Annotated in this window: 13 protein-coding genes and 1 rRNA gene; 4 read left to right on the forward strand and 10 right to left on the reverse strand. The window is 56.5% G+C overall.

Annotated elements, in window-relative coordinates; all coding sequences use genetic code 11:
- From AC13CN_RS01240 to ilvC, 3 genes are all read right to left on the reverse strand, one after another.
- Positions 1 to 67: ribosomal RNA gene (locus AC13CN_RS01240) — 16S ribosomal RNA — on the reverse strand; the annotation flags it as partial.
- A 462-nt stretch (positions 68 to 529) separates the two neighbouring features.
- Entirely contained in the window at positions 530 to 1,417 is an 888-nt protein-coding gene (pssA, locus tag AC13CN_RS01245) for a CDP-diacylglycerol--serine O-phosphatidyltransferase (protein WP_062376005.1), read from the reverse strand.
- Between the two features lie 146 nt (positions 1,418 to 1,563).
- Positions 1,564 to 2,580, reverse strand: a complete 1,017-nt coding sequence (ilvC, locus tag AC13CN_RS01250) for a ketol-acid reductoisomerase (RefSeq protein WP_253557481.1) — start codon at positions 2,578 to 2,580, stop codon at positions 1,564 to 1,566.
- A gap of 193 nt (positions 2,581 to 2,773) precedes the next feature.
- On the opposite strand from ilvC, the gene ilvY reads away from it, so the two are divergent.
- Complete coding sequence (gene ilvY / locus AC13CN_RS01255; RefSeq protein ID WP_044630357.1) at positions 2,774 to 3,661, forward strand: HTH-type transcriptional activator IlvY; 888 nt, start codon at positions 2,774 to 2,776, stop codon at positions 3,659 to 3,661.
- Positions 3,662 to 3,755: 94 nt separating this feature from the next.
- Here ilvY and ilvN read toward each other — a convergent pair whose 3' ends face one another.
- The 5 genes from ilvN to rluD all read right to left on the reverse strand — a co-directional run bounded on the left by ilvN (position 3,756) and on the right by rluD (position 10,850).
- Positions 3,756 to 4,247: an acetolactate synthase small subunit gene (gene ilvN / locus AC13CN_RS01260; RefSeq protein ID WP_054641407.1), complete on the reverse strand. Its 492-nt coding sequence runs from the start codon at positions 4,245 to 4,247 to the stop codon at positions 3,756 to 3,758.
- Entirely contained in the window at positions 4,247 to 5,971 is a 1,725-nt protein-coding gene (locus tag AC13CN_RS01265; protein ID WP_483052961.1) for an acetolactate synthase 3 large subunit, read from the reverse strand. The genes ilvN and AC13CN_RS01265 overlap by 1 nt, the downstream gene beginning before the upstream one ends.
- A gap of 460 nt (positions 5,972 to 6,431) precedes the next feature.
- Positions 6,432 to 9,011: an ATP-dependent chaperone ClpB gene (clpB, locus tag AC13CN_RS01270; protein WP_474188498.1), complete on the reverse strand. Its 2,580-nt coding sequence runs from the start codon at positions 9,009 to 9,011 to the stop codon at positions 6,432 to 6,434.
- A gap of 127 nt (positions 9,012 to 9,138) precedes the next feature.
- Positions 9,139 to 9,894 carry a peptidoglycan editing factor PgeF gene (gene pgeF / locus AC13CN_RS01275; protein WP_089675932.1) on the reverse strand — a complete coding sequence of 252 codons (756 nt, stop codon included), beginning with the start codon at positions 9,892 to 9,894 and terminating at the stop codon, positions 9,139 to 9,141.
- Complete coding sequence (gene rluD / locus AC13CN_RS01280) at positions 9,891 to 10,850, reverse strand: 23S rRNA pseudouridine(1911/1915/1917) synthase RluD (protein WP_054641406.1); 960 nt, start codon at positions 10,848 to 10,850, stop codon at positions 9,891 to 9,893. Before rluD ends, pgeF begins: the two co-directional genes overlap by 4 nt.
- A 181-nt stretch (positions 10,851 to 11,031) precedes the next feature.
- Between rluD and AC13CN_RS01285 the strand changes: the two genes are divergently transcribed.
- Entirely contained in the window at positions 11,032 to 11,844 is an 813-nt protein-coding gene (locus AC13CN_RS01285; protein ID WP_044630351.1) for an outer membrane protein assembly factor BamD, read from the forward strand.
- A 239-nt stretch (positions 11,845 to 12,083) separates the two neighbouring features.
- Here AC13CN_RS01285 and AC13CN_RS01290 read toward each other — a convergent pair whose 3' ends face one another.
- On the reverse strand, positions 12,084 to 13,718 hold the full coding sequence (locus AC13CN_RS01290; RefSeq protein WP_044630350.1) for an NAD+ synthase: 1,635 nt from the start codon (positions 13,716 to 13,718) through the stop codon (positions 12,084 to 12,086).
- Positions 13,719 to 13,897: 179 nt separating this feature from the next.
- On the opposite strand from AC13CN_RS01290, the gene AC13CN_RS01295 reads away from it, so the two are divergent.
- Positions 13,898 to 14,161: a PP0621 family protein gene (locus tag AC13CN_RS01295; protein WP_044630349.1), complete on the forward strand. Its 264-nt coding sequence runs from the start codon at positions 13,898 to 13,900 to the stop codon at positions 14,159 to 14,161.
- 12 nt (positions 14,162 to 14,173) lie between these two features.
- On the opposite strand, the gene thiO is transcribed toward AC13CN_RS01295, so the two are convergent.
- A complete protein-coding gene (gene thiO / locus AC13CN_RS01300) occupies positions 14,174 to 15,271 on the reverse strand; it encodes a glycine oxidase ThiO (protein WP_044630348.1) in 1,098 nt (365 codons plus the stop codon).
- A 125-nt stretch (positions 15,272 to 15,396) separates the two neighbouring features.
- On the opposite strand from thiO, the gene AC13CN_RS01305 reads away from it, so the two are divergent.
- Positions 15,397 to 15,951: a GspH/FimT family pseudopilin gene (locus AC13CN_RS01305; protein ID WP_137094855.1), complete on the forward strand. Its 555-nt coding sequence runs from the start codon at positions 15,397 to 15,399 to the stop codon at positions 15,949 to 15,951.
- The last annotated feature ends 204 nt before the right edge of the window (positions 15,952 to 16,155 follow it).

A 16,155-nucleotide genomic window follows, 5' to 3' on the forward strand; every position in this document is an offset into this window, starting at 1 on the left:
GCTCGACTTGCATGTGTTAGGCCTGCCGCCAGCGTTCAATCTGAGCCATGATCAAACTCTTCAGTTTAAGATCAATGCGATCCTTACTCGCTGCCCGAAGGCAACAAAAGCGGATCAAACTTGGCTCAAGGTTCAAACGAATTTGAAAGATGTGAACATCTTTCTTGTGCGCTTGCCTTGATAATTGGTGATTTATCACCCTCACCGGCAAGCGCCCACATGAATTACCTGATCAAATTGTTAAAGAGCAATTTTCTTAAGTTCGCTGCGACGGGCTCGATGACCTGAACCGTGCCTCCTCAGCGAGGAAGGCGTATTCTACGCACTTCCTGATGTTTGTCAACCGCTGTTTTCAGCGAGTGAAGCGAGCGATCTAAACGACAACAAGATGGCTCTAACTTCCTGACAAACCAGAGGCTTTCAACCTCATTCACCGCTGGTAACGCTGGGCGTCCCCGGCAGCGGATGCGTACTTTACGGATTCGCGGCCGGGTTGGCAAGAGCTAATGTGAAAAATTTTCAAAAAAGTTCAGCGCTTGGGTTTTGCTTTGCGCATAACGGCCAGAACAGGGCCTGAACAGACGTAAGCCGCAAATAGCAGCAGCAGCATGACCGAAGGCTCGACGGAGATCATCACGAACCCAAGCACTACCGCCAACAGTACAACGAAAGGTACGGGCTTTTTGAAGTCCAGATCCTTAAAACTGTAGTAGCGGATGTTACTGACCATCAAAATACCTGCCGCACCTACTACGACGAGCATCAACAGCTTGAAGCCAAATGCATCGGCATCAAAACTATGGAACGTCCATACGCTGGCAGCAACCAGCGCCGCTGCAGACGGGCTGGGCAAACCGATAAACCACTTTTTATCGACACTACCAATCTGTACATTAAATCGTGCTAAGCGCAGCGCGGCACAAGCCACATACAGAAACGCGACCACCCAACCGGTTTTACCGATGTCTTGCAAAATCCAGGTAAAGGCAACCAGTGCAGGCGCCATGCCAAACGAGATCATATCGGCAAGACTGTCATACTCCGCGCCAAACTCGCTTTGAGTATTGGTCATCCGGGCAACTCGGCCATCTAAGCCATCTAGCACCATAGCAATGAAAATGGCGACCGCTGCGGATGTGAACTCACCGTTAATCCCAGCCACAACCGCAAAGAAGCCAGAGAAGAGCGCAGAGGTAGTGAATAAGTTAGGCAAGAGGTAGATGCCTTTACGGCGGATCTTCTTGCCATCCTCCACGGCCTCTTCAACGACCTCGGTTTCCCGCAAGAACGCGGTAGCTAGGTCTTCATTGCCGACAGCATCATCACTACCTGATGTTTGCTGGGGTGATTCACCGCTGGCCGACGTATCGGAAGGCTGCGTATTTTCGTGCTCTTGGTCGCGAGCATCCTGGGTCATAAGTGTCATCCATTTGAAGTGAAGTCACACGAAAAGTGATCTCTTCTCATTCTACACGGTGATGCCAAGGCAGCCAGCCAATTGCCGTAGACAACGAAAAACGCCCCGAGACAGAGCCTCGGGGCGTTAGCAACTCAGTTGATCGATTAGTTCTTAGATTTATCGACTAGCTGGTTGGCAGCAATCCACGGCATCATGCCGCGCAGCTTGGCACCTACCTGCTCGATTTCGTGCTCGGCATTCAGGCGACGACGTGCGGTCATGGACGGATAGTTAGTGTTGCCTTCCTGGATGAACATCTTGGCGTACTCGCCGGTCTGGATGCGCTTGAGTGCATTGCGCATTGCAGCGCGAGACTCGTCGTTGATCACCTCAGGGCCGGTCACGTACTCGCCGTACTCCGCATTGTTAGAGATGGAGTAGTTCATGTTGGCGATGCCGCCTTCGTACATCAGGTCGACGATCAGCTTGAGCTCATGCAGACACTCGAAGTAAGCCATTTCCGGCGCATAGCCTGCTTCAGTCAGCGTCTCAAAGCCTGCTTTTACCAGCTCAACTGCGCCACCGCACAGTACCGCTTGCTCACCGAACAGATCGGTTTCGGTTTCGTCTTTGAAGGTTGTTTCGATAATACCGCTGCGGCCACCGCCAACGCCGGCTGCGTAGGAGAGCGCCAGCTCTTTAGCACTACCAGATGCATCTTGATGAATAGCGATCAGATCAGGGATACCGCCACCTTTTACGAACTCAGAGCGAACGGTGTGACCCGGCGCTTTCGGTGCGATCATGATCACGTCGAGGTCTTTGCGCGGCTCAATCTGGTTGTAGTGAATATTGAAGCCGTGGGCGAACGCCAGCGTCGCGCCCTCTTTCAGGTTCGGCTCAACTTCCTGCTCGTAGATGGCTTTTTGGTTTTCGTCCGGCGCCAAGATCATGACCACGTCAGCGGTTTTGCACGCTCCCGGCACGCTCGCCACTTTTAAACCAGCCGCCTCTGCTTTCGCTGCAGAAGAGGAGCCTTTGCGCAGTGCGACAGTGACATCAACGCCAGACTCTTTCAGGTTGTTAGCATGCGCATGGCCCTGCGAACCATAGCCAACGATGGTAACTTTTTTGGCTTGGATCAGGGACAGGTCGCAATCTTTATCGTAATAAACGTGCATGGCGAGACTCCAGAAGTCGGTAATATCAAATTTTATAGCGTATAGGTCAGCGTTGATGGCCACCCGTGCCGTCTTATGCAGCACTGGGATTCGGCGTTGAGGTCACTCTACGATAGAGCAGCCGTTGCGTAAAACGCTATGTTTGCAACATACTATTTCATATTATGAAATAACGCTTAGGGTGTCGGCCTTTATGGATTTTCGTCTACTCAAACACGTGGTCACCCTGGCCGACACACTGCATTTTGGCCGTGCCAGCGAGCTTTGCCACATTAGCCCCTCGACGCTGAGCCGCTCTATTCAACAGGTAGAGAGCGAGCTAGGCACTCGCCTATTCGAGCGCGATAACCGCCACGTGACGCTAACCCCTCAAGGCATCACGTTCCAACACTATGCCAAAGAGACGCTAGAGCAGTGGGAAACCCAAAAACGCACCTTGGCCGCCACCACAGCACAACTCAGCGGGGAGATCAGCATTTATTGCTCGGTCACGGCGAGCTACAGCTTTCTGTATGAATTACTCAGCGATGTACGTACACGCCACCCCGGCATTGAGCTAAAGCTGCATACTGGTGACCCCGCCGATGCGATGTCGCGAGTGCTGGAAGGCGCAGACGATATGGCGATTACTCCTCGCCCGCGTATTCCGCCTAGCGCGCTGGCCTTCAAGTCGCTGACCCGCTCGCCACTGCTGTTCATTGCACCCACCGAGCCCCACGCGTGGCTGCCGCCTCAACCAGAAAGCTCCACCGCAGAGCAGTGGCAGCACGTGCCGATGATTTTGTCGGAAGCAGGCCTCTCCAGGGAATACGCCAACACCTGGTTCAAAGCCATGGGTATTGCACCGCGCATTTACGCCCAGGTAGCCGGGCACGAAGCGATTGTGAGTATGGTCGGGCTTGGCTTCGGTGTGGGCGTTGTCCCCAAGATCGTGCTGGATAATAGCCCGCTGGCGGAACGGGTACAGGTACTTAACGTCAAACCGGAGCTGCCCCACTATGATGTCGGCCTCTGCGTGCTGAACCGACGGTTAAAAAACCCGATGATTGATGCGTTTTGGGCGGCGGTTAATCCACGTTAACGCACTATTTATCACTAAAGCACAGTACAAAAAAAGCCGCCCAGCGAATAATGGGCGGCTTTTAGCAATACAAGCACTACTGTAAAGCGAACCTTTACAAGGACAGTACTTTATCGCCCCGGGCAATACCGGATACCCCGGTACGCGCTACTTCGAGAATGCCCACCGGCGACATGGCCTGTAGGAAGGCATCCAGCTTTGAAGCGTCGCCGGTAATCTGCACCGTGTAGAGGCTAGGCGTCACGTCGACGATCTGCGCACGGAAGATATCCACCGTACGCTTAACTTCATCGCGGGCAGCGCCAAGCGCTTTCACCTTCACCAGCATCAGCTCACGCTCAATGTGGTTGCCTTCGGTGAGATCCACCAGCTTTACCACATCAATCAACTTATTGAGGTGCTTGGTGATCTGCTCAATCACCCGGTCGTCGCCGATGGTAGTTACCGTTAAGCGGGACAGCGACGGATCTTCCGTCGGTGCAACGTTTAGCGTTTCGATGTTGAAGTTACGCTGGGAGAACAACCCGACCACACGTGACAGCGCACCCGGTTCGTTTTCCATCAGAATCGAGATGATATGACGCATCAGGTACGCTCCGTTTTAGACAGCAGCATGTCACGCATAGCGCCCAGCGGCACCTGCATCGGGTAGACGTGCTCATGGGGGTCGACCTTCACGTCCAGGAAGACCAGCTCATGCTTGTTGGCAAACGCACGCTCAAGCGCCGGCTCCAACTCGTCTAGCGTCTTCACGGTGATCGCGGTGAACCCATATGCTTCAATCAGCATATGGAAGTCGGGCAGCGACTCCATATAAGAGTGCGCATGGCGAGACTTGTAGTTCAAATCCTGCCACTGGCGCACCATGCCGAGCGAAGCGTTGTTCAGGTTGACGATCTTGACGCCCACGCCGTACTGCTTACAGGTAGAGAGCTCCTGCATCATCATCTGGAAGCTACCCTCGCCGGTGACGCAGACCACATCGTCTTCCGGGAAGTTCTGCTTAATACCCATGGCGGCCGGGAAACCGAAGCCCATAGTGCCTAGCCCGCCGGAGGTGATCAGGCGATTCGGCTTATCGAACTTGTAGTACTGCGCCGCAAACATCTGGTGCTGACCCACGTCCGTGGTGACGTACGCTTCGCCACGGGTCACGCGGCACAGCGCTTCGATCACTTCTTGCGGTTTCAGCACTTCGCCGGGCTTGGAAGGCTCGTAGAGCTTTCCTTCGCGATCGGCACGCCAACCGTCGATCTTCTGCCACCAGTCGGCCAACGCTTCGGGGTGGGCAATCTCGTGCCCCTGCACCAGGCTGATCATCTCGTTGATGACACTGGCGGCTGGACCGACGATGGGCACGTCGGCACGCACGGTCTTGGAGACCGAACTGGGATCGACGTCCACATGGATAATCTTGGCCGTGGGGCAGAATTTCGACGTGTTGTTGGTCACGCGGTCGTCGAAACGTGCGCCGATGGCAATGATCAGGTCAGCGTGGTGCATGGCCATATTGGACTCATACGAGCCGTGCATACCCAGCCAGCCCAAACACTGGCGGTCGCTTTGCGGGTACGCACCAATGCCCATCAGCGTGGTGGTAATCGGGAAGCCAAGCTGCTTCACCAAGTCGGTCAAGCCTTCGCTTGCCTTGCCTGTTACCACACCGCCACCGGTATAGAACACTGGGCGCTTGGCCTTCAGCATCATCTCGACGGCTTTCTTGATCTGCCCGGTATGCCCACGGGTCACCGGATTGTAGGAGCGCAGTTTGACCTTCTTCGGGTACACGTACTCGTAGCGCTCGGTGGGCGCGGTCATGTCCTTGGGGATATCGACCACCACCGGGCCAGGACGACCGGTCGATGCCAGATAGAAGGCCTTTTTCAGCACTTCTGGGATTTCGGACGGGTGACGAATCGAGAAGCTGTGCTTCACGATAGGACGCGTCACGCCAACGATATCGGTTTCCTGGAAGGCGTCGTCACCAATCAAGTGGCTCATGACCTGGCCGCACAGAACAACCATGGGAATGGAGTCCATGTAGGCGGTCGCAATGCCAGTCACCGCGTTGGTAGCGCCGGGGCCAGAGGTCACCAGCACCACGCCGGGCTTGCCGGAGGCACGGGCATAGCCGTCGGCAGCGTGGGTGGCTGCCTGTTCGTGCCGCACGAGGATGTGCTTCACTTTGTCTTGGCGGAACAGCGCATCATAAATATGCAGCGCCGCGCCACCGGGATAACCATAAATGTACTCGACGCCCTCATCTTGCAAGAAGCGGGCGATCATATCTGCGCCGGAAAGCAGTTCCACTGTGTTTCTCCCCTGGAGGTCTCGAGTGCGATCCGCAGGACATCCTGCGGGGTCGAGTGCGGCGGTATGCCGCTGCCGGCCCATGCCGGCACCTGATGCCAAACCCTGGCAATATGGCCCGGTTAGGGCCTGCACTCTCATCGGGAATGCTCATTTATGGCAACCATAAAGAGCGGTTCCCTTACACGGCGGTTTGCCGTGTCGGGGCGTTGGCCAGGTCAGGCGGTTAGCCTAAGCCCGGAAGTCCTTCGGCGGGTAGAGGCGTGAGCCTACCCTTCACGCGGGGATCAGGGGTTGCCCGTTGGTTCCGCGCCCGCAAATCAGGAACCCACAAGATTCCATTAGCGCCCTTAGCCTGTCAACCTCCGATCCCTTCAAACGCAACAAAGGTCGCAGTAAGCGCAAAAAAAATGCCCCGCCAGCGGTGCTGACGGGGCATTTGCCCTATTTCATTGCGCAATTAACTAAACACTAGTTCGCCTTCATTGGCGCTAATGTGAATGGTATCGCCTGGGGCATACTTGCCTGCCAGCAGATTTTGAGCCAGCGGGTTTTCAATGCGGCTTTGAATGGCCCGCTTGAGTGGCCGCGCCCCAAACACAGGGTCAAAACCCACCACCGCTAGCTGCGCCATGGCATCGTCACTAATCTCCAGGCTCAGGTCGTGTTCCGCGAGCCGCCCTTTCAAGCGCTCTAACTGAATACCGGCAATGGCCTGGATCTGCTCTTGGCCGAGTGCGTGGAACACCACCACCTCATCAATGCGGTTGATTAATTCTGGGCGGAAGTGATTACCCACTACCTCCATCACCGCGTTTTTCATCAGCTCGTAATCATTATCATCCCCGCCCATGCGCTGAATAATGTCTGAGCCCATGTTAGAGGTCATCACAATCACGGTGTTACGGAAGTCGACGGTACGACCCTGACCATCGGTCAAGCGGCCATCTTCCAGCACTTGCAGCAGAATGTTGAACACATCCGGGTGCGCTTTTTCCACCTCATCCAGCAGCAGCACCGAGTAGGGCTTGCGGCGCACTGCTTCGGTTAAGTAGCCACCCTCTTCATAGCCGACGTAGCCGGGAGGCGCGCCAATCAAACGGGCCACGGAGTGCTTCTCCATAAACTCCGACATGTCGATACGCACCATCGCCTCTTCTGTATCGAACAGGAAGTTGGCCAGCGACTTGCACAGCTCGGTTTTACCCACCCCGGTCGGGCCGAGGAACAGGAACGAGCCGTTAGGACGGTTGGGATCGGCAAGGCCCGCCCGAGAACGACGTACCGCGTTTGCCACGGCCTCTACCGCTTCATGCTGGCCAATGACACGCTCGTGCAGGGCGTCTTCCATACGCAGCAGTTTATCCCGCTCGCCTTCCAGCATTTTGGACACTGGGATGCCCGTCCAGCGGGAGACCACCTCAGCAATCTCCTCCTCCGTGACGTTAGAGCGCAGCAGTTGGTGGCTAGCGGTATCCGCTTCACCCTCACCCGCCTCGCTGATTTTCTTCTCCAGCGCGGGAATCTTGCCGTACTGAATTTCTGACATACGGCCTAAGTCGCCCTGGCGACGCGCCTGCTCAAGATCAATACGCGCCTGCTCAAGCTCCGCTTTAAACTGCGCCGCGCCTTGGATGCTGGCTTTTTCCGCTTTCCAGATCTCATCCAAGTCAGCGTACTCACGCTCTAAATCGTGGATCTGGTTATTCAGCGCCTCCAGGCGTTTTTTGCTCGCTTCGTCGGTCTCTTTTTTCAGCGCCTCCCGCTCCATCTTGAGCTGGATGAGGCGGCGATCAAGGCGGTCCATCTCTTCGGGCTTGGAGTCTAGCTCCATACGAATCCGCGATGCTGCCTCATCGATCAGGTCGATGGCTTTGTCCGGCAGTTGGCGGTCAGTAATGTAACGCGTAGAAAGCTTAGCGGCGGCAATAATCGCCGAGTCGGTAATATCAACGCCGTGGTGCACTTCGTAGCGCTCTTTCAAACCACGCAGAATGGCGATGGTATCGGCCTCGGTGGGTTCATCCACCAGCACTTTCTGGAAGCGGCGCTCTAACGCGGCGTCCTTTTCAATGTACTGGCGGTACTCATCCAACGTGGTGGCGCCCACACAGTGCAGCTCACCACGCGCCAGCGCTGGTTTGAGCATATTGCCCGCGTCCATGGCGCCATCGGCCTTTCCAGCGCCCACCATGGTATGCAACTCATCGATGAACAGGATCACTCGTCCCTCTTCTTGGGAGAGCTCTTTCAACACGGCTTTCAGGCGCTCTTCGAACTCACCGCGAAACTTGGCTCCGGCGAGCAGCGCGCCCATATCCAACGACAGCACGCGTTTCTCTTTCAAACCTTCGGGTACTTCACCGTTAACGATGCGCTGAGCCAGGCCTTCGACGATGGCGGTTTTACCCACACCAGGTTCGCCAATCAGCACCGGGTTGTTCTTGGTGCGACGCTGCAACACCTGAATCGTACGGCGGATTTCGTCATCGCGACCGATCACAGGGTCGAGCTTGCCGTCCAGCGCGCGCTGGGTGAGGTCCAATGTGTACTTATTCAGCGCTTCACGCTGATCTTCGGCGTTGGGGTCATCAACGCGGGAGCCGCCACGCAGGCTGTCGATCGCCGCCTCTAACGTTTTACGGCTGAGTCCAGCCTCTTTCATCAGCTTGGTAATGGCGCTGTTCATTTCCAGCGCAGCCAGCAACACAAGCTCAGAAGCAATAAACTGGTCGCCGCGCTTTTGCGCTTCGCGGTCGGTGAGATTAACCAGCTTAACGAAGTCGCGGGAGGGTTGAACATCGCCATCGAACTGGCTGACTTTGGGCAGGTCGTCCATTTGACGCTGCAAGCCGTCACGCAGGCGCGAGCTGCTGCCTTCGGCTTTTTCAATCAGCGCTTTAATGCCGGTATCTTTGGTGTCGATCAGCGCCAGCAGCAGATGCACTGGTTCAAGCTGGTTGTGGCCGTGGCCTACCGCGAGGGACTGCGCTTCCGCAATGGCAGCCTGTAATTTGGCAGTGAATTTATCGAATCGCATGGAGTGCCTCCTGGGGTAGCCGTGCGTTTGGACCCACGGCGCTTCCCGATAACTTGTTGTTGAACGTGCTAAAGACGATTAGCTTGACAAGTTAGGTGGGGTCATATCCACGTATTTCAAGTGACTCTTAGTTGATCCAGATCACACTCGCCATACGGCCGGTGTGACCATTGTCGCGGCGGTAGGAGTAGAAGCGCGATTCGCAGGCGGTACAGAAGTGCCCGCCGCTAATATGATGGATCCCTAACTCCTCTAAGCGAAAGCGCGCCAACCGATATAAATCAGCCATGTAGTGACCAAGCCGATAGGGGCTGTGATCAAAGGCATCGGCGGTTTCAGGATGTACCGCTACAAAGGCACCATAAACTTCCGGGCCCACTTCAAACTGGGCGTTGGAAATAGCCGGACCTAGCCACACCAAAATATCGCTGGGGTCACAGTTCATCGCGGCCACCGTAGCCTCTAGCACCCCGCCTGCCAACCCCCGCCAACCCGCATGGGCTACCGCGACCTGGGTGCCTTGGCGGTTGCAGAGCAGTACCGGCAAACAGTCTGCCGTGAGTACCACGCAAGCGTACTCGCTGCTATTAGCCACGGCGGCGTCTGCTTCTGGGGGAGTGCTTTGGTACTCTTGCTGCACCCGGGCACCATGGGTTTGGTTTAGCCACAGCAGCGGGCGGTCATCACCGATCTCTTTCTGCATTAGCCGCCGACACAGCGCCACATGGTCAGCGTTATCACCAACGTGGGTTGCCGGGTTGAAGGCAGCAAAGTCGTTCTGGCTTGGCCCGGTTTCACGGGTGGTCACAAAGGCCCGCACGTTGGCGGGCGCGGGCCAATCCGGTAGCAGTAGCGTCGGGCGCAGGTCAATGGCATCGCTCATCGCATGGTCTCGCTATCTTCGCGCAGGTAGTCCAATAACATTAGTAGATCATCGGGCAGATCGGCTTGAAAAGTGAGGGTTTCGCCACTGACGGGGTGCACAAAGCTCAGTTTGCGAGCATGCAGCGCTTGGCGAGGAAACTCGCGCAAAATCTCTTTTAACGGCCCGGCAGCCCCCGGCGGAAGTTTGGCACGGCCACTGTAGAGCGGGTCGCCAATCAGCGGATAGCGGGCGTGGGCCATATGCACGCGGATTTGGTGGGTGCGACCGGTTTCTAGCTGGCAGCGTACGTGGGTGTGAGCACGAAAGCGCTCTACCACGCGAAAATGAGTCACGGCGGGTTTGCCGGACGCCGTGACCGCTTGGCGTTTACGGTCTTTCGGGTGCCGACCAATCGGCGCATCAATGGTGCTGCCCGCCACGGGTTTGCCAATCACCACCGCATCGTATTGACGCGAAACGGTACGCGCCTGAAGTTGCTCCACCAGGACTGTTTGGGCTGGCAGGGTTTTGGCGACCATCATCAGCCCGGTAGTATCTTTATCCAAACGGTGGACGATCCCCGCGCGCGGCACCTCCGCCAGCGTGGGGTGATGATGCAGTAGCGCATTGAGCAAAGTGCCATCCGGGTTGCCCGCCGCCGGATGCACGACCATGCCCGCTGCCTTGTTGATGACGATGACGTCATCGTCTTCGTAGACGATGTCCAGCGCAATGTCCTGGGGCTCGAAACGCGTGTCCTCTTCGATGGTCGCGTTGAGCGTCAGCACTTCATGGCCGTGCAGTTTGGCTTTCGGCTTGACCTTGGCACCATCGACGGTGAGCTCACCGGCGTTGATCCACGCTTTCAAGCGCTCGCGGGAGTAATCGCTGAACAACTCCGCCGCCGCTTGGTCCAAACGTGCACCAGCTAATGATGCGGGCACCCGCTGCGTGGCTTCAACAATACGAGACATGAATAACCTCTCTAAGACGCTAACCGCCCAACTACGTCACATAATACGCTTAACGTGTCGCTAAACCTGCGTTTTGCGTCTAGGTGTTTTATAGTGGGCTAACTGCGACCTATTCTACCATTTCTACTTATGGCCATCGTCGCTTTTCGGTGATTGAGGCTTGTTTGCAACGAGGATGATGATGCGCGTTTTTTCCGCTGCCAACCGCTTTGGCGCCCTAGCCTTGAGCCTTGCCCTCCTGGCGGGCTGCGCTAGCAACGACACGACCCCGGAAGAGGAAGATGAGTTTGCGGGGGTACAAGAGCGCGAGCTGTATGAGCTGGCACGCACCGCACTCGATAGCAACCGCTTCCCGATTGCTATCGAGCGCCTTGAAGCCCTGGATACTCGCTATCCGTTCGGCCCCCACGCCGAACAGGCCCAGCTTGAGCTGATTTACGCCTATTACGAAAACAGCAACTGGGAAGAGGCGCGCGCTGCCGCTAGCCGCTTTATCCGCCTGCACCCAGACCACCCCCAGGTGGACTACGCCTACTACCTGCGCGGGCTGTCCGCTTGGCAGGCAGGCCGTTTTAGCCTAGAGCGCCTGCGCTTGATCGACATTTCCAAGCGCGACCTGGGCGCCTCGCGGGATGCCTACAACGATTTCCGCGAACTGATTCAGCGCTTCCCGCAGAGCCAGTACGCGCCGGATGCCCAGCAGCGCATTGTCTATCTGCGTGAGCTATTAGCCCGCCATGAACTGCATGTGGCTGACTACTACCTGCGCCGCGGTGCTTTCTTGGCCGCCGTTGAGCGGGGCCGCTGGGTCATCGAAAATTACCCAGAGTCCAGCGCCACCCGTGATGCGCTAGCCACGATGGTGGAGGGCTATCAAGGCTTAGGCATGGACGACCGCGCCCGCGAGGTGCTCACTGTATTGCGCGAAAACGCGCCGGATCACGAGCAGCTTCAAAACGGCCGCTTTACGCCCAAACATGGCAACAGCGATTAAGCGTTGAATCAGGCCACTAGCGGCCGCCACGTTTAAGCTGTACACCCCATGCATCAATAAAACCACGCTTCGGCGTGGTTTTATTGCGCTCATGCCTAATAAAACTTACTTAACAATAACTTATCAAATCCTAAGCGGTGCCTCGCCCCACAAGCTGAAGCTTGAGCTAACCGAAAGCACCGTGATTGGAAAAGCTTGGCCCCTCCTCCGGTACTGCCTTAAGCCAGTGAGCGCTTACATTAATTCCCAGGCTGCCAGCCATTCACAATGGGGTAGCGACGGTCACGCCCGAAACCACGCGGCGTGACCCGCACTCCTACAGGGGCCTGGCGACGCTTGTATTCGCAGCGATCCACCAGCTTGACGACTTTATAGACATCCTCTTCCTCAAAGCCTGCCGCAATAATCGACTCGGCGCTCATATCCCCTTCGATGTAGCGGACCAAAATGGCGTCCAGCACATCGTAGTCGGGTAGCGAGTCGCTATCCTGCTGATCAGGGGCGAGCTCAGCGCTAGGCGGGCGCTCAATCACCCGCTCGGGAATCGCCGGAGACTGGGTGTTGCGCCAGCGTGCCAAACGGTAGACCCAGGTTTTATACACATCTTTAAGCGCGTTGTAGCCACCCACCATATCGCCATACAGGGTAGCGTAACCCACTGCCATTTCGCTCTTGTTGCCAGTGGTCAGCACCATCAGGCCTTTCTTATTGGAAATGGCCATTAACAGCACACCACGACAGCGCGACTGCAGGTTCTCTTCGGTAGTATCTCGCTCGGTGCCAGCAAAGCTTTCTGCCAAGGTGCCCATAAAGGCTTCCACCATCGGCTCGATGGGCATCACGTCATAGTGCACGCCCAGCAGGTTCGCCTGCTCGGCGGCATCCTGTTTGGAGATATCCGCCGTGTAGTGGTAAGGCATCATCACCGCCTGCACCCGCTGCGGCCCCAACGCATCCACCGCAATGGCCAGCGAGAGAGCAGAATCTATCCCACCAGAAAGCCCCAACACGACGCCCTTGAACCCGCTTTTATTGACGTAGTCGCGCAGGCCGGTCACCAACGCGCAGTAGAGGCTCTCTTCCGGCTCGACGTCGGGTTCAATCTCTCCCGCTTGGGGCTCCCAGGTATCCGCGCTGGTTTGCAGCAACTGGATGGGCATCAAGCCCGCCTGCCAATAGGGTGCCAGCACCTTTAACTGCCCACTGGCATCCACACAGCTAGAACCACCATCAAACACCAGCTCATCCTGGCCGCCGATGGTGTTGACGTAAACAATCGGCCGCTGCACTTCTTGGGCACGCTGCTCTAAAAGGCGCAGCCGCTCGGCGGGCTTATCCTGGTGGTAGGGCGAGGCGTTAAGGCTGATCAGCACTTCGGCGCCCGCTTCATGGGCCGCTTTTACCGGCGCGCCCTCCCATAAATCTTCACAAATCAGCAGGCCAAGCTTGGCGCCTTTATGTTCGTACACCAGCGGCTCAGTGCCGGGGGTAAAGTAGCGCTGCTCGTCAAACACTTGGTAGTTGGGCAGCGCCTGCTTGGCGTACTCCGCTTCCCACTGGCCGTTGTACAGCACACCCGCCAGGTTATAGCACTTGCCTTCACGCACGCCGGGGTAGCCAATAATCACCAACACATCACGGGCAATTTTTTCGGCCATTTTGGCACGAGCTTCCCGCAGGCGGGTTTCCATGGAGGGGCGCAGCAGCAAATCTTCCGGCGGGTAGCCGGATAAAAAAAGCTCGGGGAAGACAACAATATCCGCCCCATGCTCAATCCTCGCTTCTCGCACGGCCTCAATGGCACGCGCGGCATTGCCGGGAATATCTCCCACCAGAGGGTCGAGTTGGGCCATTACCAGCGTTAAGTCTTGCATGGGCGTTAAAATCTCTTGAGAATCTTCGGAATACGGTGGCATCTATATAGTAGATGCATTGTCCCGCAAGGCATGCCAAGTGGCAAAGGCCACACAGCACTAAGAGGGCTGAAAGCAACGAAAGTCTTGCCGCCAGTCACGCCTTGTAACCGCCTTTCCCACTTGGGGAGCCATTGAGGATGAATCTATTGATCATTCGGTTGATTATTTTTGCCGTGCTGCTGTATGCAGGCCTAAAGCTGTACGGTATTTACCGCCAACATAAACTGAGCCACCAGCAGCAAACGCCTCCCCGCCATGAGGGCGGCAATATGGTGCGCTGTCGCTGGTGTGATGTTCACGTACCGGAAAACGAGGCGCTGCGCGATGCGGAACAGTGGTTCTGCTGTAGCGCGCATCGTGACCGTTTTTTGCAGGAGCAGGAAGACAGCAGCAATCGCTAAGCCTCCCCGCCTTTACGCCAAACGCGCAGCCGTTGGCTGATAAGGCGCAGGATCCATCAGCGGCTTACGCCCCAGCAGCTGGTCTACCAGCAGGTGGGTCGAAGCAGGCGCCAGCACTAAGCCGTTACGGTAGTGCCCGGCATTAATAAACACATTCGGAAAATCGGGCAGTGCGCCAATAAACGGTATGCCTTCTGGCGAGCCGGGGCGCAGGCCCGCCCAATGGTGAGCTACGGGGCAATCTGCCAGCGCGGGGATAATATTCTCCGCGCTCCGCTTGAGCGAGACCAACGCCTCTTCATCAGTGGCTTTATCGAAGCCCGCCTCTTCCAGGGTCGAACCTACCAGCAGCAGCCCGTCGCTACGGGGAATCACATAGCGACCATCCTTTAGCACGACACGTTGCACTAACCCTGGGGGCGCTTGATAAGCAATCATCTGCCCTTTAACGGGGCGCACCGGCAGGCGCACGTTCAAACCCTCTAGCAACTGGGCCGCCCAAGCACCGCCGCATACCACCAACTGCTCGGCCAGCTGCTCGCCTTGGTTGGTATCAACACCCACCACGCGGCCTTGGCGCTGAATAAACCCCTGCACGCTGCACTGCTCTATGAGTGTGACGTTGGGCATAGCGGCTAAGCGCGCCCGTAGCGCTTGGCCCAAGCGCGGGTTGCGCACGCTGCCCAGAGTGGGCATCCAGAGCGCACTGCCTCCCGGTGCGGCTGCCTCTGGCTCTTTTTGATGCACAAAAGCGGCATCTACCCGCTCCAACGGTTTGCCTAACTGGCGTGCCCAGTGCAGTGCCGCATCATCGTCATCCACGTTTAAGTAGAGCAAGCCCTTTTGGCGATACTCCGGGTCGATGCCGGTCTCTTCCAGCAGGCGCAGTGCCAGCGTCGGATAGACACCCTCCGACCAGCGGGAAAGTTGCGATACTGGCTCGCCGTACCGCCATGGGTAGAGCGGCGACACAATACCCCCGCCTGCCCAAGAAGCCTCTTTCCCACATGCCCCACGCTCCACCAGCGTGATATTCTGACCTGCATCTGCCAGTTGCAGCGCGGTCATCATACCAATAACACCACCGCCTATAATTAAGAAATCGCTCACAAATATTGCCCACTATTGCTAATAGAGTCGCTAAAAGAGCCGCTAACAGAGTACCAGCGCATTGGCGGCATAAAGAGAATGAGCATAGTGATGCGTTTCAACAGGTCAAGCTACTGAGAGAGACTATGGCACAGCCTCACCACATCGCTAGGCGAAACAACACGGGCTTTACACTGCTTGAGTTGCTGGTGGCACTCGCCTTAATGGGCATGCTGGCGGCCTGGGGGCTTCCCAGCTTTCAAGCATTGGGAGAGCGTTCGGCGGTCGCCAGCGAAGTAAATCGCTTACAAACAGCCTTAACGCTGGCTCGCAATACGGCGATTACACAGCGCAGTGACGTGACGGTTTGCCCTATCAACAAAGACAGAAACGATTGTTTATCAGATACAGATAATTGGAGTGGTGAGTTAGTAGTATTTATCGGAAAGCCATCGGAAAGCATACCGAATCAAAATATCGTACGTTTTTTCACAGCCACATCAGGCGCTACGTCGATTAGCAGAACGAACGCTAACGTTAGCTATCTTTACTATACATATTTGGGAAAAGTTGGCTACGGGGCCCGGACACTAGATATTTGTCCTACTAATGAACTGACACAAACGTCAGGTAAAAGCTTGGTGATTAATCCTCCAGGCCGAGCTAGAGTGGATGAAGACCCCATTAGCTGTGGCGACTAATGAGATCTTCTAGCAGTCTGTCGGACTTGAGGTTAATGGATGAGCTGAGGCGTGGGTTCTTCACCCCCCCTGTGTTGGTGTTGGTGTTGGTGTTGGTGCTGTTGTGTGGCTCTTAACCTGCCCCTCAGCTTCTGCAAGGCGGTTCTGACGCCTTGCCTGCTGGCCGGTTGGGCGCGGCGAGCCCTCAGCCCGCCGTCAACCGGT

Source organism: Vreelandella sp. L-25, assembly GCF_056857535.1.

Bases quoted from the DNA above. Each gene is read 5' to 3' on its own strand.
- pssA (WP_062376005.1), bottom strand. From the start codon at position 1,417: ATGACCCAGGATGCTCGCGACCAAGAGCACGAAAATACGCAGCCTTCC.
- ilvC (WP_253557481.1), bottom strand. From the start codon at position 2,580: ATGCACGTTTATTACGATAAAGATTGCGACCTGTCCCTGATCCAAGCC.
- ilvY (WP_044630357.1), top strand. From the start codon at position 2,774: ATGGATTTTCGTCTACTCAAACACGTGGTCACCCTGGCCGACACACTG.
- ilvN (WP_054641407.1), bottom strand. From the start codon at position 4,247: ATGCGTCATATCATCTCGATTCTGATGGAAAACGAACCGGGTGCGCTG.
- clpB (WP_474188498.1), bottom strand. From the start codon at position 9,011: ATGCGATTCGATAAATTCACTGCCAAATTACAGGCTGCCATTGCGGAA.
- pgeF (WP_089675932.1), bottom strand. From the start codon at position 9,894: ATGAGCGATGCCATTGACCTGCGCCCGACGCTACTGCTACCGGATTGG.
- rluD (WP_054641406.1), bottom strand. From the start codon at position 10,850: ATGTCTCGTATTGTTGAAGCCACGCAGCGGGTGCCCGCATCATTAGCT.
- AC13CN_RS01285 (WP_044630351.1), top strand. From the start codon at position 11,032: ATGCGCGTTTTTTCCGCTGCCAACCGCTTTGGCGCCCTAGCCTTGAGC.
- AC13CN_RS01290 (WP_044630350.1), bottom strand. From the start codon at position 13,718: ATGCAAGACTTAACGCTGGTAATGGCCCAACTCGACCCTCTGGTGGGA.
- AC13CN_RS01295 (WP_044630349.1), top strand. From the start codon at position 13,898: ATGAATCTATTGATCATTCGGTTGATTATTTTTGCCGTGCTGCTGTAT.
- AC13CN_RS01305 (WP_137094855.1), top strand. From the start codon at position 15,397: ATGGCACAGCCTCACCACATCGCTAGGCGAAACAACACGGGCTTTACA.